The sequence below is a fragment of the Xanthomonas sp. NCPPB 2922 genome, assembly GCF_041520885.1.
GTDB classification, from domain to species: domain Bacteria; phylum Pseudomonadota; class Gammaproteobacteria; order Xanthomonadales; family Xanthomonadaceae; genus Xanthomonas; species Xanthomonas campestris.
The window spans coordinates 50,470-72,010 of record NZ_JBGOFY010000016.1 but is presented as its reverse complement, the minus strand read 5'-3'; the positions used below and the strand labels follow the sequence as shown (position 1 = coordinate 72,010).

Sequence of the window (21,541 nt, the reverse complement as noted above, 5' to 3'; positions counted from 1 at the left end):
GCGATCCCTTGCTCAGTAGCTCAGCGTTGCCAGCAGCGGCACATCGTTGAGCCATTTGCTGCGGCCCTGCAGGGCCTGCAGCTCCACCAGCACTGCCGCGCCGACGATTTCCAGCTCCAGCTGCGCGGCCAGGCCCAAGGCCGCACGCAGGGTGCCGCCGGTGGCGAGCACGTCGTCGACAATCAAGACCCGTGCACCACGCGGCAGCGCATCCTCGTGCATCTCGATGCGGTCGGTGCCGTATTCCAGCGCGTACTCCTGGATCAATGTACGCCCCGGCAATTTGCCCGGTTTACGCACCGGCACGAAGCCAGTGCGCAGTTCGCGCGCCAACGCCGCGCCCAGAATGAAGCCCCGCGCCTCGATGCCCAGCACCGCATCCAGCGGTGTGGTGCGCCAGGGCTGCGCCATTTCATCCAGCGCAGAAGCGAAATCCGGGCCATCGGACAACAGCGGCGTGATGTCCTTGAACACGATACCCGGCTTGGGAAAATCGGCGATGTCGCGGATCCGGCCCGACCAGTGGGTCGGTCCGGAAGAGGTGGAACCGGCGCAGCGGCTGCAGTCGTTCATGGCGGTCGTGGCCAGTGGGAGCGCTCTATTCTAGGCGAGCACGCTGACTGTGCGGCGCCGACGACCGCTGCCGACATGAGCGCGTCAGGAACTGCAGGACAACATCGAGCATCCCGCTCGGTCCCGCGCCCAGTCCGGGCGCTTGGCCGCGAATGCCTCACGCCCGGGCTGGTTGTCGTAGGGGCGCTGCATGACCTCCAGCAGCGTGTGCACGCCCGACAGATCGCCCTGCTCGGCCTGGTCGATCGCCTGCTGCGCCAGATAATTACGCAGCACGTAGCGCGGGTTGGCCGCCCGCATCCGCGAAGCGCGAACCGCATCTGACGCGCCGTCTTGCAGGCAACGTGCGGCATACCGCTGCCGCCAGGCGTCCAGCGCTGGCGCCTGCGCAGCACGCTTGGTCTCGTCGTAGAAGGCCTCACGCAGCACAGAAGCATCCGGCTGCTGCGGCGACAGATCCACCAGGCCACGGAAGGTCAGCGTCATGTCCATCTCCGCTTCGCGCATCAGCGCACGCAGGTCGTCGATCAGGTGCAGATCCTCGTCCTGGCACTCGGCCAGCCCCAGCTTGGCCGCGGTATCGCGCCGGTCACAGGCCAGATAGGTGTCACGAAACTGGTCCAGCCCGGCCTGCAAGGGCGCCGCATCGCCGAACAGCGGCGACAGTGCCTGGGCCAGCCGCCCCAGATTCCAGTACGCCACCTGTGGCTGGGTGCCGAAGCGATAACGGCGACCCTGCGCATCGGTGGTGTTGGGCGTCCAATCCGGGTCGTAATCGTCCACCCAGCCATAGGGGCCGTAGTCGATGGTGAGCCCCAGGATGGACATGTTGTCGGTATTCATCACCCCATGCACGAAGCCCACGCGCATCCAGTGCGCGACCATCACCGCAGTGCGCTCGCACACCTGGCCGAACCAGGCGGCAATCCGGTCTTCGCCGCTGCCCGGCAGGTCAGGGAAATCGCGTGCCAGGGTGAAGTCCACCCACTGCCGTAGCAGATCGACGTCGCCACGCGCGGCGGGCAGTTCGAAATTGCCGAATCGAATGAACGAGGGCGCCACGCGGCACACGATCGCGCCCGGCTCGCGGCGCGGATGCCCGTCGTAGAACATGTCGCGCACCACTGCATCACCGGTGCCCACCAGGCTCAACGCCCGGGTGGTCGGCAAGCCCAGGTAATGCATCGCCTCGCTGCACAGGAATTCGCGGATCGACGAACGCAGCACGGCGCGGCCATCCGCCCCACGCGAATACGGCGTTGGCCCGGCACCCTTGAGCTGCAGTTCGTAGCGCCCGCCATCGACCCCGATGGCCTCGCCCAATGAGATCGCGCGGCCATCGCCCAGCTGCCCTGCCCAATGCCCGAACTGGTGACCACCGTAGTTGACCGCCCAGGGCTGCATTCCCGGATACAAGGCATTGCCGCCAAACACCTCGGCAAACTGTGGGCTGGCAAGATCCTCGGCACGCAGACCCAGGCGTTGCGCCACATCCGCCGAATACGCCAGCAGCGTGGGCGCAGCGACCGGCGTCGGCTGCACTGCAGACCAGGCGGCCAGCACTTCGCGGCGGCGTGGGCCTTCTTCCGGGTCGCCCGGCAACTGGGCGCGCAAACGGTTATCAAATTGAAGATGCGTCATGCGTGCAAGCCTAGGGCACTGGCGATGAACTTCGCATGCGGGCAGCGCGCATCCACGCGCGCGCCGGCATCGTATCTTCACCTGCTGCACCATTGCCAAGCAGGCTCGGCCTGCCTGCAGTCACCACGCGCCCAGCACCCTCTCTTCTTGCCTTTCGAGCGACACCGCCCATGCCCTCACGCGCTTCCCGCTGGTTCCGCCCCGCCCTCGTGCTATTTGGTTCGCTGACCTTGAGTGCCTGCAGCAGTGTGTTCTTCGGCGGCATCAATGCCGCCACCAGTCGCGAGGGCGTGATCGAGCACCGTAACGAGGTGTTCGACCCGGCCCTCGGGCTGGCGCTGGACGTCTATCAACCGCGCAACGCACTCAATGCGCCGGTGGTGGTGTTCTTCTACGGCGGCACCTGGAAGCGCGGCACGCGCCAGAACTACAGCTGGGTCGGCCGCTCGCTCGCGCGCCAGGGCGTGGTCGCACTGGTCGCCGATTACCGCAAGTATCCGCAGGTCGGGCTGGACGGCTTCATGACCGATGCCGCAAAGGCAACGGCGTGGGGCTATCACCATGCGCAGGCCTACGGCGGCGACCCGACACGCGTGGCGGTGATGGGGCATTCGGCAGGCGCGCATATTGCCGGACTGCTGGTGACGGATCGCAGGTGGCTGCTCGCGCAGGGCCTGCGTCCGCAACAACTGTGCGGTTTCGTCGGACTTGCCGGTCCGTATGATTTCTCGCCCATGACCGATCCCGAACTCATCGAGGTCTTCGGCACCTCACCTGCACAGCAAGCGGCGTCGCAGCCTGTGGTTCACGCAGATGGCGACGAGCCGCCGATGTTGCTGCTGCATGGGCAAGACGACCGCGTCGTGGAGCCGCGCAACAGCACCTCGCTGGCCGCTGCCGAACGGCGCGTCGGCGTCCAGGCAAACACCACGTTTTATCCCGGCATGGGGCACATGGGCCTGGTGCTGTCGCTGCGCAAAAACCCGGCCGATTCGCCAGCCCTGCGCGACACCCTGCAATTCCTGCATGACTGCAAGGCTCCTTGACGGGAGGGCCGCCTAATCGGGCAGCCCGCATCAGTCAGCCGGCACCTGCGGACGACTCAGGTGGCGGGCTTGGCCCGCTGCAGCTCGAACGGCCCGCCCTTCTTCAGTGCGGCCTGATATGCCGGCCGCGCCTCGATGCGCTCGATAAAGCTGCGCAGCTTGGGGTAGGCCTCCAGCCCGCCGCCCCGCGCAGCCGCCGCCTGCACCGGGAAACTCATCTGAATGTCGGCCGCGGTAAAGCGCTCACCCGCGAACCAACCGCTGCCGCTCAGCGATTGCTCCATCCAGTCCATGTGCAACTTGAGTTGTGGCCCGACGAAGCCAGACATCGCCTTGTCGACGATCGCGCGCGCTATGGGCTTGGCGAAAAAGGGCATCGGGGCCGAGCGGATGCGCCCAAAGATCAGCGTCATCAGCAATGGCGGCATTGCCGAGCCTTCGGCGTAATGCATCCAGTACCGAAATTGCAGGCGCTCGGCGGACTCCGCTGGCCGCGCCGACGGCGACAGCGCGCATTCGGTGTCGTAGCGCTCGGTGAGGTATTCCAGGATCGCGCCGGACTCGGCAATGGTCAGCCCACCATCGACCACCACCGGCGACTTGCCCAGCGGATGGATCGCGCGCAACGCCGGAGGCGCCAGCATGGTCTTTGGGTCGCGCTCGTGGCGCACGATCTGGTACGGCAACGCCAGTTCTTCCAGCAACCAGAGCACGCGTTGCGAGCGGGAATTATTGAGGTGGTGGACAGTAAGCATGGGAGAGCCGGCGTGCGGAAAACGCACATCCTACCCAGGCATACGTCATTGCCGTGCTCACTGCATCCGTCACGCCAGCACCGGTGTGCACGCGGGAGGGCAGGACGCGCAGGCCGGTCAACGCGACAAATCGCAGACAATAAAAAACGCCGGACGCTTGCGCGCCCGGCGTTTTTGGCAACCTTACGGTTGCAGACGGATTAGACCGCCTGCACCTGGTCAGCCTGCATGCCCTTCTGGCCCTGCACGGCGACGAAGGAGACCTTCTGGCCTTCCTGCAACGACTTGAAGCCGGTGCCCTGGATGGCACGGAAATGCACGAACAGGTCCGGGCCGCTTTCCGGGGTGATGAAGCCGAAGCCCTTGGCATCATTGAACCACTTCACGACACCGTTCTGACGATCTGACATTTTACTAACTCCTGAACTTTTAGATGGATAAATCGCAGCAACCGAAAAACCGGCGCTGAGACTGAGTTGCAGGCGTTGGTAAAGCGGAACGATGGAGCGGGATCGAATGAGATCTAGCTACACCAGGCCACGATTCACGGTGACCCTTGCAAACACAGTGAGTGCACAGTACTCGTGTTTTATGCAAAAAGCGACACCTTCGGACAAAACTTTTGCTGTCAGGCGCATTCTGACCCCCTGTCAGGCCATTTCCCTCCCGATTTCCTAGATGAATACGCCACTCCCGCCAGGTCTTGCGCAGATCTGGGTCGACGCCGACGCCTGCCCGGCGGTCATTCGCGACATTTTGTTCCGCGCCGCCCAGCGCACCGGCATCCCTGACACCTTGGTCGCCAACCATTTCCTGCGCACGCCAACCCTGGCCCATGTGCGGGCGCTGCAGGTGCCCGGCGGCCCGGATGCGGCCGATGACGCGATCGCCGAGCGGGTCAACGCTGGCGATCTGGTAGTGACGCAGGACATTCCTTTGGCGGCGCGCGTACTGGAACGCGGCGCCGCAGCGGTCAGTCCGCGCGGGGAGCCGTTCAGCAGCGACAGCATCGCCGAGCGCCTGTCGGTGCGCGGTTTTCTGGAGGAATTGCGCGGTGCCGGCGTGGCCACGGGCGGGCCGCCTGCGCTGCACGCACGCGACCGCCAGGCGTTCGCGGCGCAACTGGATCGCTGGCTGGACGGCAATCCGCCCGGCCATGAAGACCCTCGCGCGGAGCCCGCAGGCGTATCATGACCGCCCTTTGCAACTGGTTTCCCGATGGCTCTCACCGCCACCGTCCGCAGGGCGGAACTGCAGATCAGCGACATGGATCGCGGCTACTACGCCAACCATTCGCTGACCCTGGCCCAGCACCCTTCCGAAACCGACGAACGCCTGATGGTGCGCCTGCTGGCCTTCGCCCTGTTCGCCGACGACCGCCTGGAGTTCGGCCGCGGGCTGAGCAATGACGACGAACCGGATCTGTGGCGGCGCGACTACACCGGCGACCCCGACCTGTGGATCGACCTGGGCCAGCCCGACGAGAGCCGCGTCCGCAAGGCCTGCAACCGGTCGCGGGAAGTCGTGGTCATCGGTTACGGCGGCCAGGCCACCGAGACCTGGTGGAAAAAACATGCCAACGCACTTGGCCGGCACCGCAACCTGCGCGTGCTGGAGCTCGAATCGCAGGCCACCGAGGCGCTTGGTGCGCTGATCCAGCGCGGCATGCGCTTTGACGTGATCATCCAGGACGGCGAAGTGCAGATGCTGGCCGACCAGGGCACCGTCACGCTCACGCCGATCGTGCGACAAGCCCCGGCGGAATGAGCACGCGTTGCGATGTGTTGGTCATCGGCGCCGGCGCTGCCGGGCTGATGAGCGCCTTCACGGCCGGCCGCCGCGGGCGGCAGGTGCTGGTGATCGACCACGCCAACAAGGTGGGCAAGAAGATCCTGATGTCCGGCGGTGGGCGCTGCAACTTCACCAATACTGGCACCACCCCGGCCAACTTTGTTTCGGCCAACCGGCACTTCTGCAAGTCCGCCCTCGCCCGCTACACCCCGGGCGCGTTCGTGGAAATGGTGGAGCAGCACGGCATCGCCTATCACGAGAAAGAGCTGGGCCAGTTGTTCTGCGATGTGTCGTCCAAGCAGATCGTGCGCATGCTGCTGGACGAATGCGAGGCGGCCGGCGTGCAGATCCGCACCCAATGCGAGGTGCAGGCGGTGCGCCGCGACAGCGACGGCTTCAGCGTGGACACCAGCCAAGGCCGCGTGCAGGCGCAGGCCCTGATCGTGGCGACCGGCGGGCTGTCGATTCCGAGCATGGGCGCAAGCGGGTTCGGCTACACGCTGGCCAGGCAATTCGGTCATCAGCTGCTGCCTACCCGCGCCGGCCTGGTGCCGCTCACCCTCAGCGGCAAGCATCAGGAACGCCTGCAGGATCTGTCCGGCCTGGCCGTGCCGGTCGAGGCGCACTGCAATGGCGCCAGTTTCCGCAACTTCATGCTGATCACCCACCGTGGCGTCAGCGGGCCGGCGATCCTGCAGATCTCCTCGTTCTGGCAGCCCGGCGATGATCTGCGCCTGGACCTGCTGCCAGGCCATGACGCCGAGGCCTGGCTGCGCGAACAAAAGAAGCTGCGCGGGGCCACTGAGCTGCGCAACGTGCTGGGCGAGGTCCTGCCACGGCGCTTTGCGCAGCGGCTGTGCGAGGTGTGGCTGCCGGACAAGCCGGTGCGCCAGCTCGATCCACCACAGCTGCGCGCAGCTGCCGACCTGCTCGGTGGCTGGCCGCTGGTGGCCAGCGGCACCGAGGGCTATCGCACCGCCGAGGTCACCCTGGGCGGCGTGGACACCGACCAGGTGTCCAGTGCGACGATGGAGTCACGCCTGGTGGCCGGGCTGTACTTCGTTGGCGAAGTGCTGGACGTCACCGGTTGGCTGGGCGGCTATAACTTCCAGTGGGCCTGGGCGTCCGGGCATGCTGCCGGAAGCGTGGCCTAGGTCTCACCGTCGCTGCGCGCCCGTCCACATACATGGACGCGCCGAACCCCTTCGTGTATTAAAGCCCGTCTCTAGGGAGCCGCGCATGCAGAAAGGCAAAGATCTCACCCTCCGCCTGATGATTGTCGATGACAGCGTGGAGAGTGCCGAGGCCATCGTGACCGCGCTGCGCAACGGCGGCATCGCCGTGCGGCCGTCACGCCCGCAGACACCGGAAGAGCTCGGCAGCATGTTGTCCGGGCAGATCGACCTGGCGGTGCAGGGCCAGGCGCAGCAGATTCCGATGTCGGCCCTGCAGCAGCACATTGCCGGCAGCGGCAAGGACATCCCGATCATCCAGCTGGCCGATCGCATCGAAGAGAACGCATTGGTCGAAGCCGCTGCGCATGGCGTGCGCGCGATCGCGCTGCGCCATCGCACCGAACATCTGCTGGCATTGGTGCGCTCGGAGTGGGCCGACCTGCAGGCGCGCCGCGGCTTGCGTCGCATCGAAGCGCAGATGCGCGAAACCGAGCGCCGCTGCGATGCACTGATTGCTTCGTCGCGCGACCCGATCGCCTACGTCCACGAAGGCATGCATATCCGTGCCAACGAGGCGTACCTGGAGATGTTCGGTTTCGAGTCCTTCGAGGACGTGGAAGGTGTGTCGCTGCTGGACATGATCGCCGCGCAATACGTGGACGATTTCAAGCAACTGCTCAAGGCCCTGTCCAAGGGCGAGCCGCCACCGGCGCAGTACAAGGTCGACGCGCGTCGGCTGGAGGGCGACACCTTTCCGGCGACCATGGAATTTGCCACCGCCACCTATGAGGGCGAGCCCTGCATCCAGGTGGTGTTCCGGCGCCGCGAAGAGTTCGACCCGGAACTGGCGCGCGAGGTCGAAGACCTGCGCCAACGCGACCAGGTCACCGGCCTGCTCAACCGCCCCACTTTCATGGTGGCGCTCGAACAGGCGGTGGCACAGGCCGGCCGCAGCGAAGGCCAGTCCGGCTTCCTGTTAATCGAACCGGATCATTACGCGCGGATCCTGCCGGAGATCGGCCTGGATTCGGCGGATGCGCTGATCGCCTCACTGGCGGCGCACCTGGCCAGCGTGCTGGATGACAGCGTGGTGGCCGCGCGCTTCGGCGAGCACAGCTTTGCATTGTTGATGGACGGCAACTATGCGCGCTCGCATGCGCTGGCCGAATTGGTGCGTGACGCGTTTGCGCAGCACGTGTTCAGTGTTGGCGAACGCTCGGCCACGGTCACCGTCAGCATCGGCGGTGTGCAGATTGGCGAGAAGATCGCCAGCATCGGGCAGGTACTCAATCGCGGCACCGAGGCGGTGCGCACCACGGCCGAGCTCGGTGGCAATGCGGTCAGCATCTTCGACCCGGCCGCCGCCGATCGCGCCGAGGAAGAACGCATCGAGCGCTGGGTGGAACAGCTGCGCGAGGCGCTGATCGGCGACGGCTTCCTGCTGCATTACCAGCCCGTGCTCAACCTGCAGGGCGAGCCGCTGGAGCTGTATCAGGCGTTCCTGCGGCTGGAGCGCAATGGCGAGATGATGTCGCCGAATGCGTTCATGGCCATTGCCGAAGAACACGACCTGATCACCGAGATCGACCGCTGGGTGGTGGCACGTGCGATCCGCCAGCTGGGCGAGCGCCAGCGCGCCGGGCACAAGACCCACCTGCTGGTGCGCATCGGGCCCAATTCGTTCTCCGACCCACAGATGATCGACACCATCCGCGAACAGCTGGCGGTGTATGGCGTGCCAGGCGAGCGGCTGTGGCTGCAGACACCGGAATCGAAAGTGTTCACCCATCTTCGCAACGCCCAGCAATTCCTGGCATCGGTCTCGGCAATGGGCTGCAAGGTGGGGCTGGAGCAATTCGGTTCGGGCCTGGATTCGTTCCAGCTGCTCGCACACTTCCAGCCCGCGTTCCTCAAGCTCGACCGCGGCATCACCGGCGACATCGCCTCTGCCCGCGAAAGCCAGGAAAAGATCCGCGAGATCACCTCACGGGCGCAGCCGACCGGCATCCTCACGGTGGCCGAGTTCGTGGCCGATGCGCAATCCATGAGCAGCTTCTTCACTGCGGGGGTCGATTACGTGCAAGGCGACTTCGTCGCGCCCACCGGCCCGCTGATGAACTACGAGTTCGGCTGAGGCCGTAGCCACCCGCGTAAGGCGCCATGCTGCTGGCTGGCGCCGCGTGCGGTTTATCGCGACGGTGCGCTGCCGAGAATCAAGGAAACACGCCGCAACAAAAAACCCGCATGACGCGGGTTTTTTGTTGAGAGGCAAACCGATGGCTTACATCGCCGTACCGCTGGACGCGCGCAAGGCGGCAATGCGCTCGGTCAGCGGCGGGTGGCTCAGGAACAGGCGACGCAAGCCCTCACCCACACCGCCGGAAATGCCGAATGCCTGCACCTGCGAGGGCAAGGTGTTCTGGCCGTGATTGAGCGACAGCCGCTCCAGCGCGGCGATCATCTTGTTGCGCCCGGCCAGCTGCGCGCCACCGGCGTCGGCACGGAACTCGCGGCGGCGCGAGAACCACATCGCGATCATCGTGGCGAACAGGCCGAACACCATCTCCAGCACGAACACGATGATGTAGTAGGCAAATCCACGCCCGCTGTCGCGATTGCCAGACAGCGCGCTGTCGATGATGCCGCCCACCACGCGCGCCAGCACGATCACGAAGGTGTTCAGCACGCCCTGCAGCAAGGCCATGGTGACCATGTCGCCATTGGCAATGTGGGCAATCTCATGGCCCAGCACCGCCTCGGCCTCGTCTTCGCGCATGTGCTGCAGCAAGCCGGTGGAAACCGCCACCAGCGCATTGTTGCGGTTGGCGCCGGTGGCGAAGGCGTTGATTTCCGGGCCGTCGTAGACGGCCACTTCCGGCATGCCGATACCGGCTGCCTGGGCCTGGCGGCGCACCGTGTCCACCAGCCAGCGCTCGGTCTGCGTCCGCGGCTCGGTGATCACCTGCGCGCCGGTGCTGCGCTTGGCCATGAACTTGGACAGCAGCAACGAAATGAACGAGCCGCCGAAGCCGAAGATGGCGGCCATCACCAGCAGCCCACTCATCTGTGCCGGATTGACGCCCAGCACCGACATCACAATGCCGGCCAGGATCAGCACCGCAAAGTTGGTCAAGAGAAACAGGACGACACGGTTGAACATAGAGGCAGTGGCTCCGCACGCAAAGAGGATGAACTGCTGCGGATCTGCGGACGTGGCGGGTTGAAATCAAGCAAGCACCCGACCGACGATTCAGCTGCCCATGTCCTCACTCCCCTACCGCGGCCGGTTCGCGCCCTCGCCCACCGGCCCCCTGCACTTCGGCTCGCTCCTGGCTGCGTTGGGCAGCTGGCTGCTCGCGCGCCATGCCGGTGGCGAATGGCATGTGCGAATCGAAGACATCGACCCGCCGCGTGCCGAGCCAGGCGCCTCGCAGCGCCAGTTACATACGCTGGCTGCGTTCGGGCTGCACGCTGACGGTCCGGTGCTGTATCAGTCCGACCGCGATGCGCATTACGAGGCGGCACTGTCGCGGCTGCTGCGCACCGGTGCGGCGTTCGAATGCAGTTGCAGCCGCGCAGAGCTGGCCGCGATGGGTGGCATCCACCACGTCTGCGTGGCGCCACTGGGCATCCGCCGCGCCGTGCGCCTGCGGGTGCCGCCGAACACCCAGGCAAGCTTCCAGGACGCGCTGCAGGGGCGCATCACCCAGGATGTGCACGCCGATGTGGGCGATGTCGTGCTGCGCCGTGCCGACGGCTACTGGGCCTACCAGCTGGCGGTGGTGGTCGACGATGCGGCGCAGGGCATTACCGATGTGGTGCGCGGGGCGGACCTGCTCGACTCCACCCCGCGCCAATTGGTGCTGCAGCAGGCCCTGGGCATGGCACCGCCGCGCTATCTGCATCTGCCGCTGATCCTGGGCGCCGACGGGCGCAAGCTCTCCAAGTCCCACGCGGCGCAACCCGTGGACGACAGCGACCCGCTGCCAGCGCTGCGCGCGGCCTGGCGGGCGCTGGGCCAGGCACCGGCGGCCCTGCCCGCGCGCGCATCGGTGGCCGGTGTGCTGCAGCATGCTGTGCAGCATTTTTCGCCGCAGCGGCTGCCGCGCGTTGCCAGCCTGGACGCTGCCACGCGCATCGACGCCCCGGCTTGACTAGAATTGCGACCCAGCACCGGCTTTCGCCCTGACGCCTCCGCAGCGTCGCGGGCGCCGCCAGCCCTATCTGTTCATTGGAGTTGCGCATGACATCTCGCGTCGCGTTGGTCACCGGCGGCACCGGCGGTATCGGCACCGCCATCTGCAAGCGCCTGGCCGACCAGGGTCACCGGGTCGCCAGCAATTTCCGCAACGAAGAAAAAGCACGCGAGTGGCAGCAGCGCATGCAGGCCCAAGGCTACGAATTCGCCCTGTTTCGTGGGGATGTGGCCTCGTCCGACCATGCGCGCGCGCTGGTGGACGATGTGGAAGCCGCGCTCGGGCCGATCGAAGTGCTGGTCAACAACGCCGGCATTACCCGCGACACCACGTTCCATCGCATGACCGCCGAGCAGTGGCACGACGTCATCAACACCAATCTCAATTCGGTGTTCAACGTGACCCGGCCGGTGATCGAAGGCATGCGCAAGCGTGGCTGGGGCCGGGTGATCCAGATCAGCTCCATCAACGGGCTCAAAGGCCAGTACGGCCAGGCCAATTACGCCGCGGCCAAGGCCGGCATGCATGGTTTCACCATCTCGCTGGCGCGCGAAAATGCGGCCTTCGGCATCACCGTCAACACGGTGTCGCCGGGCTACGTGGCCACCGACATGGTGATGGCTGTGCCGGAAGAAGTGCGCGCCAAGATCGTCGCCGATATCCCTACCGGCCGGCTTGGGCGGCCGGAGGAAATCGCTTATGCGGTGGCGTTTCTGGTGGCCGAAGAGGCGGCGTGGATTACCGGCTCCAACCTGGACATCAACGGCGGCCACCACATGGGCTGGTAACGTTTGCTGCAGATGAGCGGTGCAGCATGGAAATGCGGGTCAAATCATGCTGCGCAGCATTTTTTTCCCGTCTGCTTAAGAAAATAAGGCGTTCTGGCTGTTGCAAGCGCTGCTGCGGTGCGCCATCCTGCGCGCACTATCGTTGTGAGTGAACGTTCCATGGCCGGACTTCGCATCATCAAGAAGTACCCCAACCGCCGTCTCTACGACACGGAAATTTCCAGCTACATCACCATCGAGGATGTGCGCCAACTGATCATCGACGGCGAGGAGTTTGAGGTCCGCGATGCAAAAAGCGGCGAAGACCTCAGCCGCGCCGTGCTGCTGCAGATCATCGCCGACCAGGAACAGGACGGTGAGCCGATGCTCTCCACCCAGTTGCTGAGCCAGATCATCCGTTTCTACGGCGACTCCCTGCAGGGCTTCATGGGTAATTACCTGGAGCGCAGCATGCAGGTGTTCCTGGACCAGCAGCAGCAGTTCCGCCAGCAGATGGGCAACCTGCTCGGGCAGACGCCCTGGGCGATGATGAATCAGCTCACCGAGCGCAATCTCGAGCTCTGGCAGGAATTCCAGCGCAACTTCGGCGCCGGCTTTGGTCGCCCGGGTGGCCCTGGTACGCCGCCCACCCCGCCCGGCAGCAGCAGCATGGGCAGCGGTCTAGGCAGCGGAACCAGCAGCAGCAACGCGACCGGCACCACCGGCAAGGCCCGCAACCGCGGCTGAGCCCTGACCGGGCGTGGCGCAACCTGCGCCGCGCCCGGTCATCACATCAGTGGCCGGCCTGCTCCGCGCAGGCGGTGCAGATCCGCTCCACGCGATACCCGCGTGCACGCAGACGCTCCACCACCCCGTCGCGACCCAGCAGGTGCAAGGCACCGACCACCACCAGCGTGGTGCCGGCCTGCTTGCCCAGCCGCTGCTCCAGACGCGGCACCCAGCGCGCATTGCGCTCGACGTTGATGTCTTGATACAGCGCGGGATACTGCTTGCGCATGTCTTCGGCCATTTGCGTGGTCAGCAGATGGACGTCACCACGGCGCCAGGCGTCGTGCAGCGCATTGACCTGATCGGCGGCACCGGCCTCGTCGAGGGTTTCGGCCAGCAGTTGCTGTTGTTCGGTCGCAGTCATGCCGTCGAGCAGGGCGATCTGTTCGTCCGCGCGCTCCAGGCCATCGGCCGGTTTGCCACGTGCCTGGGCCAGCTGCATCAGGTAATTGTCCAGCCCCGCATCGGCCTGCATGCCCTGGCGTCGCATCTCGGCCAGACTGAGCGTCAGGGCGACAAACCACGGCTTCATCGGCTGCAGGCTCTCCAGTGGGATGCCGTGCTTGCGCGCCTGCGTGGCGAGCGCCTGCCAGGTCGGGGCGTCAAGCGCATCCTGCAGGCGCTTGCCATCGCTGCGGCGGGCGGCACGCAGCATCTTGGCCGCCAATTCGGGCGACTGCACATCGGCCGGTGGCAGTTCGAAGGTGAGCCGGTCGGCCTGCGCAAAGGCCTGCATCACATCCGGCGACAGCGGGTAGTCATCGGGCTTGAGCAGATGGAACGAGCCAAGCAGATACAGCGTGCCGCCTTTGCCATCGACCTTCCACAGCAGCGGCACCGGCGGGCTGGCGGCAGCAGCGATGCCACGTGCCGAGGCGGCAGCCGCTGTGCCGCCCCACAATGCAGCGATCGCCAACAGGCTGGCGCAGGCGGGCAGCAGCGCGCGACGCGTCCGTGTCATCCAGCGCATCAATGCGCTGCCTTGTAGGCTTTTTCGCCCGCCGATACGGCTAGGTCGATGCGATTTTCCGGCGGTGGCAATGGGCAGGTCGCAAACGGCGTGAACGCGCACGGCGGGTTGATGGCGCGGTTGAAGTCCACCACCACGTGCCCGGAGGCGTCTGGGGCTTCCAGATCAAGAAAGCGCCCGGCCGAATAACTGCCATGGCCGCTGGTGCGATCGGCGAACACTACGAACATCGGGCGACCCGGCTCGCCAATGGCTTCCAGCCGATAGGTCTTGCCATCGCGCTCGAATTCGATTGCACCGGCATTGGGCTGCTCGCTGCTGATGCCGACGATATCCACGATGGGAATGGTTTTGCCGACATTGTTGGGCACGTAGCGCGCCTGGATGCGCCAGGACGGATCGATGGGCCAGTACTCCAGCCCCGCAAACCCGGTGCGCGACGGCGCATCGGCATGCTTGACCCGCAGCGCGTAGCGATCACCGCGGTGGATCAGGCTCAACACGCCCTTGCCGTCGTCGAAGCCGATCAGCGTCGGCTGCGGATCGACATCGGACTGGAAGCGGATCTTGCCGGTGAGCGGTTTGCCACCGACGGTCAGTGCCGCACCACGCTCGGGCACGAACCACACCGCATCGCGCTCGCTGGACACCATGCCCATCTTGGGCGGCCCCACGGCCAGGCGGATGCCGCTGTCGGCACTGCGGCCGATGTAGTGCGCCTTCAACGACAGCCAATGCAGGCCGACCAGGCTGGTCCAGCCATCGGGCGCGCGCAGCTCGGTCAGGCGCGCCTCGCGCCAGGCGGCGTTATCGGCCAGAAACGTCTTGTCCAGCGCCACTGGCGCCGGTGCGGGTTGTGCCTCGCGGCCACAGCCGAGCACACCTACCGCCACCAGCATGCCGAGCAGCCAGCCCCTCCCCCTGTGCAGCACTGTCATCAACGTCCCCTCAGGAACCAGCGATCGATTTCGCCCAGCGTAAACCGGGCCCAGGTTGGCCGGCCATGGTTGCATTGGCCCGAGCGCTCGGTCGCCTCCATGTCGCGTAGCAAGGCGTTCATTTCCGGCACGGTGAGCCGGCGGTTTGCACGCACCGCGCCGTGGCAGGCCATGGTGGACAGCAATTCGTCGCGCGCGGTGGCGATGCGCCGGCTCTGGCCGTGCTCACGCAGATCGCCGAGCACATCGCGCAACAACGCTTCCGGGTCGGCATTGGCGAGCAGCGCCGGAATGCTGCGCACGTGCAGCGATTGCGGGCCGCTGCGGGTGATCTCGAAGCCCAGGCTGGCAAGCGTATCGGCCTCGCGCTCGGCGGTGTCGGCCTCGCGCTCGCCCACTGCCAGCGTCATCGGTACCAGCAGCGGCTGCGCATGCAGGCCAATGCTGTCGTGCGCCTGCTTGAGGCGTTCGTAACCGATACGCTCATGCGCGGCATGCATGTCGACCACGATCAGGCCTTCGGCGTTTTCCGCGAGGATATAGATGCCGTGCAACTGCGCCACTGCGTAGCCCAATGGCGGGACTCCGCTGTCGTGCGCGGTCGCCGGCAAGCCGGTGCCGGACAGCACCGGTTGCCCGTCGTCGCGCAACGCGCTGCCGGCCGCAGGCGCATACAACGCGGCGTAGGCGGCGCGCGCCTCGTCCACGCGCAAACCCAGCGGTGCCTGCGACGGCGCCCAGCTTGCATAGCCGGAGCCACTGCCAGCACCCAGGTGCCCTGCACTGCCGCCAGCAACGTAGCTTCCGCCGCCCTGCGCGGCACCGGCGCCGAGACCGAAGGCTGCCGCCCCGCCGGCGCCAACATCAGCGGGCAGCGCGCCGGCACGGGTTTGCGCTAGTGCGTCCTGCAGGGTGCGATAGACGAAGTCGTGGATCAGCCGCGCCTCGCGGAAGCGCACCTCGTGTTTGGCCGGGTGCACGTTGACGTCCACGCGCGCAGGGTCCAGCTCGAGAAACAGCACATATGCCGGCTGGCGCCCGTGGAAGAGCACATCGCCGTAGGCCATCTTCACCGCATGCGCCACGCTGCGATCACGCACCGAGCGGCCGTTGACGTAGAGATACTGCTGATCGGTACTGGCGCGCGAATAATGCGGCTGCGCCACCCAGCCGTGCAGGCGCAGGCCGGCACCGCTGTGGTCCACGCGCAACGCCTGGCGCGCGAAATCCTCGCCCAAGGTCTCGCCCAGCCGCGCGTCCGAATACAGATCGCCCGGCTTGTAGCGCCGCGACGGTTTGCCGTTATGCGAGACGCGCAATTCCACGTCCGGGCGCGCCAGTGCCAGCGAACGCAGCCACTCTTCGATATGGCCCAACTCGGTGCGCTCGGCGCGCAGGAACTTGCGCCGTGCCGGCACGTTGAAGAACAGCTCGCGCACCTCGACGGTGGTGCCCGGCGCATGCGCACGCGGCATCACCTCGCCCAGGCGCCCGCCTTCGATCTGCAGCGCGGAGCCATGCTCGGCATCCGGGCGACGCGAGGCCAGCGTAAAGCGGCTGACCGAGGCGATGGACGGCAACGCTTCGCCGCGGAAGCCCAGCGTGGCGACGGTTTCCAGATCATCCAGCGAGGCGATCTTGCTGGTGGCATGACGCGACACCGCCAGCGGCAGCTCTTCCGGCGCAATGCCGCCGCCGTTGTCGCGGATGCGGATCAGCCGCACGCCGCCCTCTTCCAGATCGATATCCACGCGCGTTGCGCCGGCATCGAGGGCGTTTTCGACCAGCTCCTTGACGACCGATGCCGGGCGCTCGACCACCTCGCCGGCAGCGATCTGGTTGATCAGGATCTCGGGCAATTGCCGGATCGCCATCAGCGGGCGCTCCCTGGCAGATGCGCTACGCGCACGCAGTGGCTGCCCGCATGGGCGAATGATGAAATCAAGGGGAAAAACGTCGGCACGGCCATCCGGCGGCGCCAGGCGCCGTCATCAAGGAATCAGTGTGGAATGATAGCCGAGCGGCTCAGCGGCTGCCGCCGGCCACGGTACCGACTGCGGCGTCGGCCTCGGCCTGCGCACGTGCCGCGAACAAGGTGCCCGGGGGCGGCTGACGGGTGAAGAACGTATCGATACCGTCCAGCACCGCGGAGGCGATCTTGCGTTGATACGCCGGGTCGATCAGCCGGCGCTCTTCATCCGGGTTGGAGATGAAGGCGGTTTCCACCAGCATCGCCGGCATGTCGGAGGTGCGCAGCACCGCGAAATTGGCGCGTTCCAGCTGCGGCTTGTGATTGTTGCCGATGCGTTTCAAACCGCCCAGCACATGGCCTGCCGCGTCTTCGGATGCCTTCATGTGGCCGCTCTGGGCCAGGTCCAGCAAGACGTTGGCCAACGTGCTTTCGGTCTGCTGCAGGCGCACGCCACCGACGAGGTCGGCGGCATTTTCCTTGTCGGCCAGCCAGCGTGCACGCTGCGACGACGCACCCTTGGTCGACAGCACATAGACCGATGAACCGGTGGCGCTGCGGTTTTCCGCAGCGTCGGCATGAATGGAGATGAAGATGTCGGCCTTGGCCGAGCGTGCCTTCTGCGCACGCATCGGCAGCGGAATGAACACGTCGGTATCGCGGGTCATGTACGCCTTCATGCCCTGCGTGGCGTTGATCTGGCGTGCGAGCTCGCGGCCGATGGCCAGCGTGACGTCTTTTTCGCGCTTGCCGGTCGGGCCCATGGCGCCGGGATCCTGGCCGCCGTGGCCTGGATCGATAGCCACCACTAGCGGACGCATGCCGGGTGCCATCTTGACGCGCGATGCCTCGCTTGGCAGCAGCGGGCGCGGCGGTACATCGTCATTTTGCGCATCGGCGGCAGCCACACCGGCCGACGTCACGGCTGCGCCCTGCGGCGCGACCTGCGCCACGTTGCCACCGTTCAAGATGACCGCCGGCGACGGCGTGCCCGTGGCGATCGCGGCGCGGGTACCGCCGGTCGTGGCGGGCGCGCCTGATGCGGCAACCGTCCCGGGACGCGGAGTCGGCACGCCAGTGGCGATCGTCGTGGGCACCGGGGCAGGCGTTACTGTCGGCATCGCCGATGCAGGCACGGGTACCGGCGTGGGCGCTGGCGCCGGGGTTGGCGGCGGAAGCGCCGAGGCGCGCTGTGCGGAGGCCGCGAGCGCCGCAGTGGCACGTGCAGCTTCCGTCTGTGCATCCAGCGGACGTGTGGCAGGCACTGCGGCTGGCGGCGTTGTTGCTGCTGGCACAGCGCTTGATGTTGAAGCAACCGGCTTGGCCGGCGCGAAATCGCCGGGCCACTCGATCACCAGCGTCGAGGCGCTGCCCAGGGTCTGCATCTGCGGCTTCAGCGCAGTGACTGGCGTTGCCAGCTCGAACACCACCCGGAAGGTCCCCGGGACCGGTTGCCCGGTGCGCACCGACGTCACCAGCCCGGCGGCGGCCGGCAGCTTCAAGCCACTCTTTGCCGAGGAGGCCGGGAAATCCACCACCAGTCGATTGGGATTGGCCAGCGACAAGGTCTTGAACCCGCCGCTGCCGGCCAACTGGATCTCTGCACGCGTGCCAGTGGCACCGGTGCTGACATCCACTTGCTTGATTTCGCCTGCCCACGCACTAAAAACCGCCAGGCTCAGGCCGGCGGTCAGGGCAAAAGCAAAGCGATGGTGGCTCCCCTGGGTCATGGAGCCGGATTCAATCACCCGAACGCACGAATTGCAAGGCAATTTCCCTTAATAATCCATAACCTGGCGTTCATTCCTCTTGTTCGGCGGCAAAAAGCGCCCGCAACTCGTCCCGCGCTGCCAGCTCGTTCACCCATGCCTGCCCGCTTGGGCTCGCGCCGCGCAGGGTCAGCGCGCGTCCCTCCCCGGCCACTGCCAATTCGACCTCCAGATCCGCCGCCGGCAAAGCGCCAGCCCCGCGCTCCGGCCATTCGACCAGCCACAGGGTGGCACTGCCCTCGTCCAGTCCGAGAAAATCCAGCTCCCCCACGTGGCCGATGCGGTACAGATCCAGATGCCAGGCTTCGCCACCGGCAGTCAGTGGATACCGTTCCACAAGCGTGTAGGTGGGGCTGCGAATCGGGCCGGTGACGCCGAGCGCGCGCAACAAGGCACGCGCCAGGGTGGATTTGCCGGCGCCCAGGTCGCCATGTAACTGCACCATGGCGGTGGCGGGCCGGGTGGCCGCCAGGGCCTGCCCGACCTGCTCGGTGGCATCGACGTCGGCCAGAAAGGCGTGCAGCGTGGTCATGCAATGGCTCCAGCGTTGGCCAGACGGCGTAGCGCCGGCAGCAGGTCGGTGGGAAGTAGGCCGCGCTCGCCGTCGGCGGCGGCGGCATCGCCGGCGCAGGCGTGCAGCAAGGCGCCCAGGCTGGCGGCATCGAAGGGCGCCCAGCCCTGGCCGAGCAAGGAGGCGATCACGCCGGTCAGCAGGTCGCCCATGCCACCCACTGCCATGCCGGCATTGCCGGCGTCGATCAGGCGCGGCAGGCGATCTGGCGCGGCAACCACGGTGCCGGCGCCCTTGAGCACCACCACCGCATCAAAGCGCGTGGCCAGCGCATGCGCAGCGCCCAGGCGGTCGCGCTGCACCTGAGCGGTGGATTGACCAAGCAAACGCCCCGCTTCGCCCGGATGCGGCGTGAGCACGCGCGGGCCCCGCGCAGGCACGGCAGTGGATGCGAGCAGGTTCAAGGCGTCGGCATCGATGACGGTGGGCGTGGCCGATGCCAGCACACCGCTCCACAAGGCGCGCGCCCAGCTGTCCTGGCCTAGCCCCGGGCCCAGCGCGACCGCATCGGCGGCCTCGGCCAGCACGGTGATGTCGGCGTCTTCCTGCACCCCGCGCACCACCGCTTCCGGGCAGCGCGCCAGCAGCGGCGCCACATGCTCGGCGCGGGTTGCCACCTGCACCAGGCCCGACCCGCTGCGCAGTGCCGCTTCGGTGGTCAGCATGATGGCGCCGCCGCTGCCAGCATTGCCGCCAACGCACAGCACACGCCCGGATTCGCCCTTGTGGGTGTTGCGTCGGCGCGGCAGCAGATGCGCGGCCAGTGCATCACGCTCCCAGCGCTGCGCAACCGGTGCCAGGCCGTCGAATGCCGAGCCCGGTACCTCCAGCGTGGCAAGGTCGCGCTCGCCGGCGTATTCCAGCGCATCGCCGGTGTACAGGCCCACGTGCGGCACGATGAACTGCAAGGTCGCGCTGGCACGCACGGCGCTGCCCGGTGCGATGCCGCGATCGGCATCGATGCCACTGGGCACGTCCAGCGCCAGCACCGGCACGCCGGCGGCGTTGATGGCATCGAACAACGCGCTCATCTGCGTATCGGGCGCGCGGTTGAGACCGATACCGAACACCGCATCCACCAGCACATCCGCATGCGCCAGCGCGCACGGGAACAGCGTGATCGCACCGCCCACGGCCAGGTAATCCGTACAGGCGCGCTGCGCCAGTTCGCTGGCCGGCCCTTGTTCGGGCAGATGCACGACCTGCACCTGACGCCCGGCCCGGTGAGCCAACCGCGCCAGCACATAGCCGTCGCCGCCATTGTTGCCGGTGCCGCACATCACCACGATGCGGCGTGCGCGCGGCAAACGTTCCTGCAACCACTGCCAGGCGGCTTGCCCGGCGCGCTGCATCAGCGTGTAGCCGTCGCCGCCGAGCAGCGTGGTGGCCTGCGCGTCCAGCATGCGCGCGGCAGCGGTGTCGTAAAGAGCGAGCGGTGCATACATGCCGGGAATTCTATACTTGTCGCCATGTCCGCCGTCCTTGCCCGCCCCGACCCGACCGATGCCGCCGCGCGCATCCGCACGCTTGCGCGCGAGGCCGGCTTTCAGCGCTGCGGCATCACCGGCATCGAGCTGGGCGAGGACGAAGCGCACTTGCGCAGCTGGCTGGCCGAAGGCCTGTACGGCACCATGCACTGGATGGCGCAGCACGGCGACAAGCGCTCACGCCCGCAGGAACTGGTGCCGGGCACCTTGCGGGTGCTGTCGGTGGGCATGGACTACGGCCGCAAGGACGACACCGAGGCCTGGGACACCTTGCACGACGGCCGCCGCGCGTACGTGGCGCGCTATGCGCTGGGGCGTGACTACCACAAGCTGATGCGCAACCGGCTACAGAAACTGGCCGAGCGCATCCAGGCCGAGGTCGGGCCGTTCGGCTACCGCGTGTTCGTGGATTCGGCGCCGGTGCTCGAACGCGCCCTCGCCCGCAATGCCGGGCTGGGTTGGATCGGCAAGCACACCTGCCTGATCGACCGCCGCGGCGGCTCGTGGTTCTTCCTGGGCGAGATCTACCTGGACCTGCCGCTACCCATCGACACGCCGGCCACTGCGCATTGCGGCACCTGCACGCGCTGCATCGACATCTGCCCGACCCAGGCCATCATCGCGCCGCACCGGCTGGATGCACGCCGCTGCATTGCCTATCTCACCATCGAGCACGACGGCGCAATTCCCGAAGACATGCGCAAGCCGATCGGCAACCGCATTTTCGGCTGCGACGACTGCCAGCTGATCTGCCCCTGGAACAAGTTTGCCCAGCGCACCGACGAGCCGGATTTCCGCGCGCGCAACGATCTGGATGTGGCGACCTTGCCGCAGCTGTTCGCCTGGGACGAGGCCGAGTTCCTGCGCCGTACCGAAGGCAGCCCGATCCGCCGCAGCGGCCACGAACGCTGGCTGCGTAACATCGCCGTTGGCCTGGGCAATGCCCCCGGCAGCGAAGACGTGCTCGCCGCGCTGGAGTCACGGCGCCATGACGACTCCGCCCTGGTGCGCGAGCATGTGGGCTGGGCGCTGGCGCAACACGGCCTGTAGCTGCGTCAGCGGAGCGCTGCTGCACGTGGGCGCCGCACTTGCTTCACTGTCCAC

The 21,541-nt window shown here is 66.8% G+C and carries 20 protein-coding genes; 9 read left to right on the top strand and 11 right to left on the bottom strand.

Annotated elements, in window-relative coordinates; translation table 11 throughout:
* Positions 1-12: 12 nt before the first annotated feature.
* Entirely contained in the window at positions 13-573 is a 561-nt protein-coding gene (locus ACD584_RS16635) for an adenine phosphoribosyltransferase (RefSeq protein WP_014507965.1), read from the bottom strand.
* An 84-nt stretch (positions 574-657) separates the two neighbouring features.
* Complete coding sequence (locus ACD584_RS16630) at positions 658-2,214, bottom strand: YdiU family protein (protein ID WP_076035625.1); 1,557 nt, start codon at positions 2,212-2,214, stop codon at positions 658-660.
* 170 nt (positions 2,215-2,384) lie between these two features.
* On the opposite strand from ACD584_RS16630, the gene ACD584_RS16625 reads away from it, so the two are divergent.
* Positions 2,385-3,260 carry an alpha/beta hydrolase gene (locus ACD584_RS16625; RefSeq protein ID WP_076035624.1) on the top strand — a complete coding sequence of 292 codons (876 nt, stop codon included), beginning with the start codon at positions 2,385-2,387 and terminating at the stop codon, positions 3,258-3,260.
* Positions 3,261-3,316: 56 nt separating this feature from the next.
* Here the strand turns inward: ACD584_RS16625 and ACD584_RS16620 are convergent, their stop codons facing one another.
* Together ACD584_RS16620 and ACD584_RS16615 are read right to left on the bottom strand one after the other, a co-directional pair.
* The gene (locus ACD584_RS16620) at positions 3,317-4,015 is read right to left on the bottom strand and encodes a glutathione S-transferase (RefSeq protein WP_076035623.1); all 699 of its coding nucleotides are present in this window, start codon (positions 4,013-4,015) and stop codon (positions 3,317-3,319) included.
* 200 nt (positions 4,016-4,215) lie between these two features.
* Entirely contained in the window at positions 4,216-4,425 is a 210-nt protein-coding gene (locus tag ACD584_RS16615) for a cold-shock protein (RefSeq protein WP_011037431.1), read from the bottom strand.
* 268 nt (positions 4,426-4,693) lie between these two features.
* On the opposite strand from ACD584_RS16615, the gene ACD584_RS16610 reads away from it, so the two are divergent.
* From ACD584_RS16610 to ACD584_RS16595, 4 genes are all read left to right on the top strand, one after another.
* Complete coding sequence (locus ACD584_RS16610) at positions 4,694-5,209, top strand: YaiI/YqxD family protein (protein ID WP_076035622.1); 516 nt, start codon at positions 4,694-4,696, stop codon at positions 5,207-5,209.
* A 24-nt stretch (positions 5,210-5,233) separates the two neighbouring features.
* On the top strand, positions 5,234-5,782 hold the full coding sequence (locus tag ACD584_RS16605) for a YaeQ family protein (RefSeq protein WP_011037433.1): 549 nt from the start codon (positions 5,234-5,236) through the stop codon (positions 5,780-5,782).
* Positions 5,779-6,960 (top strand): NAD(P)/FAD-dependent oxidoreductase, encoded by a 1,182-nt coding sequence (locus ACD584_RS16600; RefSeq protein ID WP_076035621.1) that lies wholly within the window; start codon positions 5,779-5,781, stop codon positions 6,958-6,960. Before ACD584_RS16605 ends, ACD584_RS16600 begins: the two co-directional genes overlap by 4 nt.
* An 85-nt stretch (positions 6,961-7,045) precedes the next feature.
* The gene (locus ACD584_RS16595; protein WP_076035620.1) at positions 7,046-9,115 is read left to right on the top strand and encodes an EAL domain-containing protein; all 2,070 of its coding nucleotides are present in this window, start codon (positions 7,046-7,048) and stop codon (positions 9,113-9,115) included.
* Between the two features lie 147 nt (positions 9,116-9,262).
* Here the strand turns inward: ACD584_RS16595 and htpX are convergent, their stop codons facing one another.
* On the bottom strand, positions 9,263-10,141 hold the full coding sequence (htpX, locus tag ACD584_RS16590) for a protease HtpX (RefSeq protein WP_042597688.1): 879 nt from the start codon (positions 10,139-10,141) through the stop codon (positions 9,263-9,265).
* Between the two features lie 100 nt (positions 10,142-10,241).
* Between htpX and gluQRS the strand changes: the two genes are divergently transcribed.
* From gluQRS to phaR, 3 genes are all read left to right on the top strand, one after another.
* The gene (gluQRS, locus tag ACD584_RS16585) at positions 10,242-11,135 is read left to right on the top strand and encodes a tRNA glutamyl-Q(34) synthetase GluQRS (RefSeq protein ID WP_076035619.1); all 894 of its coding nucleotides are present in this window, start codon (positions 10,242-10,244) and stop codon (positions 11,133-11,135) included.
* Positions 11,136-11,224: 89 nt separating this feature from the next.
* Positions 11,225-11,965: a beta-ketoacyl-ACP reductase gene (locus ACD584_RS16580; protein WP_014507974.1), complete on the top strand. Its 741-nt coding sequence runs from the start codon at positions 11,225-11,227 to the stop codon at positions 11,963-11,965.
* Positions 11,966-12,124: 159 nt separating this feature from the next.
* Entirely contained in the window at positions 12,125-12,691 is a 567-nt protein-coding gene (gene phaR / locus ACD584_RS16575) for a polyhydroxyalkanoate synthesis repressor PhaR (RefSeq protein ID WP_011037439.1), read from the top strand.
* Positions 12,692-12,737: 46 nt separating this feature from the next.
* Here the strand turns inward: phaR and ACD584_RS16570 are convergent, their stop codons facing one another.
* The 6 genes from ACD584_RS16570 to ACD584_RS16545 all read right to left on the bottom strand — a co-directional run bounded on the left by ACD584_RS16570 (position 12,738) and on the right by ACD584_RS16545 (position 20,395).
* Positions 12,738-13,694 carry a TraB/GumN family protein gene (locus ACD584_RS16570; RefSeq protein WP_372357313.1) on the bottom strand — a complete coding sequence of 319 codons (957 nt, stop codon included), beginning with the start codon at positions 13,692-13,694 and terminating at the stop codon, positions 12,738-12,740.
* Positions 13,695-13,702: 8 nt separating this feature from the next.
* Positions 13,703-14,641 carry a DUF1684 domain-containing protein gene (locus ACD584_RS16565; RefSeq protein ID WP_175611440.1) on the bottom strand — a complete coding sequence of 313 codons (939 nt, stop codon included), beginning with the start codon at positions 14,639-14,641 and terminating at the stop codon, positions 13,703-13,705.
* Positions 14,641-16,515 (bottom strand): DNA mismatch repair endonuclease MutL, encoded by a 1,875-nt coding sequence (gene mutL, locus ACD584_RS16560; protein WP_076035616.1) that lies wholly within the window; start codon positions 16,513-16,515, stop codon positions 14,641-14,643. Before mutL ends, ACD584_RS16565 begins: the two co-directional genes overlap by 1 nt.
* 151 nt (positions 16,516-16,666) lie before the next feature.
* Positions 16,667-18,340 carry an N-acetylmuramoyl-L-alanine amidase gene (locus tag ACD584_RS16555; RefSeq protein WP_175611439.1) on the bottom strand — a complete coding sequence of 558 codons (1,674 nt, stop codon included), beginning with the start codon at positions 18,338-18,340 and terminating at the stop codon, positions 16,667-16,669.
* 70 nt (positions 18,341-18,410) lie between these two features.
* Positions 18,411-18,911 carry a tRNA (adenosine(37)-N6)-threonylcarbamoyltransferase complex ATPase subunit type 1 TsaE gene (gene tsaE / locus ACD584_RS16550; RefSeq protein WP_076035614.1) on the bottom strand — a complete coding sequence of 167 codons (501 nt, stop codon included), beginning with the start codon at positions 18,909-18,911 and terminating at the stop codon, positions 18,411-18,413.
* Positions 18,908-20,395 (bottom strand): bifunctional ADP-dependent NAD(P)H-hydrate dehydratase/NAD(P)H-hydrate epimerase, encoded by a 1,488-nt coding sequence (locus ACD584_RS16545; RefSeq protein ID WP_076035613.1) that lies wholly within the window; start codon positions 20,393-20,395, stop codon positions 18,908-18,910. The genes tsaE and ACD584_RS16545 overlap by 4 nt, the downstream gene beginning before the upstream one ends.
* Positions 20,396-20,419: 24 nt before the next feature.
* On the opposite strand from ACD584_RS16545, the gene queG reads away from it, so the two are divergent.
* Entirely contained in the window at positions 20,420-21,487 is a 1,068-nt protein-coding gene (queG, locus tag ACD584_RS16540; RefSeq protein WP_012438133.1) for a tRNA epoxyqueuosine(34) reductase QueG, read from the top strand.
* The last annotated feature ends 54 nt before the right edge of the window (positions 21,488-21,541 follow it).

Bases quoted from the DNA above. Each gene is read 5' to 3' on its own strand.
- ACD584_RS16615 (WP_011037431.1), bottom strand. From the start codon at position 4,425: ATGTCAGATCGTCAGAACGGTGTCGTGAAGTGGTTCAATGATGCCAAG.
- ACD584_RS16570 (WP_372357313.1), bottom strand. From the start codon at position 13,694: ATGACACGGACGCGTCGCGCGCTGCTGCCCGCCTGCGCCAGCCTGTTG.
- ACD584_RS16555 (WP_175611439.1), bottom strand. From the start codon at position 18,340: ATGACCCAGGGGAGCCACCATCGCTTTGCTTTTGCCCTGACCGCCGGC.
- htpX (WP_042597688.1), bottom strand. From the start codon at position 10,141: ATGTTCAACCGTGTCGTCCTGTTTCTCTTGACCAACTTTGCGGTGCTG.
- ACD584_RS16605 (WP_011037433.1), top strand. From the start codon at position 5,234: ATGGCTCTCACCGCCACCGTCCGCAGGGCGGAACTGCAGATCAGCGAC.
- phaR (WP_011037439.1), top strand. From the start codon at position 12,125: ATGGCCGGACTTCGCATCATCAAGAAGTACCCCAACCGCCGTCTCTAC.
- ACD584_RS16595 (WP_076035620.1), top strand. From the start codon at position 7,046: ATGCAGAAAGGCAAAGATCTCACCCTCCGCCTGATGATTGTCGATGAC.
- ACD584_RS16630 (WP_076035625.1), bottom strand. From the start codon at position 2,214: ATGACGCATCTTCAATTTGATAACCGTTTGCGCGCCCAGTTGCCGGGC.
- ACD584_RS16635 (WP_014507965.1), bottom strand. From the start codon at position 573: ATGAACGACTGCAGCCGCTGCGCCGGTTCCACCTCTTCCGGACCGACC.
- tsaE (WP_076035614.1), bottom strand. From the start codon at position 18,911: ATGACCACGCTGCACGCCTTTCTGGCCGACGTCGATGCCACCGAGCAG.
- gluQRS (WP_076035619.1), top strand. From the start codon at position 10,242: ATGTCCTCACTCCCCTACCGCGGCCGGTTCGCGCCCTCGCCCACCGGC.
- ACD584_RS16610 (WP_076035622.1), top strand. From the start codon at position 4,694: ATGAATACGCCACTCCCGCCAGGTCTTGCGCAGATCTGGGTCGACGCC.
- queG (WP_012438133.1), top strand. From the start codon at position 20,420: ATGTCCGCCGTCCTTGCCCGCCCCGACCCGACCGATGCCGCCGCGCGC.
- ACD584_RS16545 (WP_076035613.1), bottom strand. From the start codon at position 20,395: ATGTATGCACCGCTCGCTCTTTACGACACCGCTGCCGCGCGCATGCTG.
- ACD584_RS16625 (WP_076035624.1), top strand. From the start codon at position 2,385: ATGCCCTCACGCGCTTCCCGCTGGTTCCGCCCCGCCCTCGTGCTATTT.
- ACD584_RS16620 (WP_076035623.1), bottom strand. From the start codon at position 4,015: ATGCTTACTGTCCACCACCTCAATAATTCCCGCTCGCAACGCGTGCTC.
- mutL (WP_076035616.1), bottom strand. From the start codon at position 16,515: ATGGCGATCCGGCAATTGCCCGAGATCCTGATCAACCAGATCGCTGCC.
- ACD584_RS16580 (WP_014507974.1), top strand. From the start codon at position 11,225: ATGACATCTCGCGTCGCGTTGGTCACCGGCGGCACCGGCGGTATCGGC.
- ACD584_RS16565 (WP_175611440.1), bottom strand. From the start codon at position 14,641: ATGACAGTGCTGCACAGGGGGAGGGGCTGGCTGCTCGGCATGCTGGTG.
- ACD584_RS16600 (WP_076035621.1), top strand. From the start codon at position 5,779: ATGAGCACGCGTTGCGATGTGTTGGTCATCGGCGCCGGCGCTGCCGGG.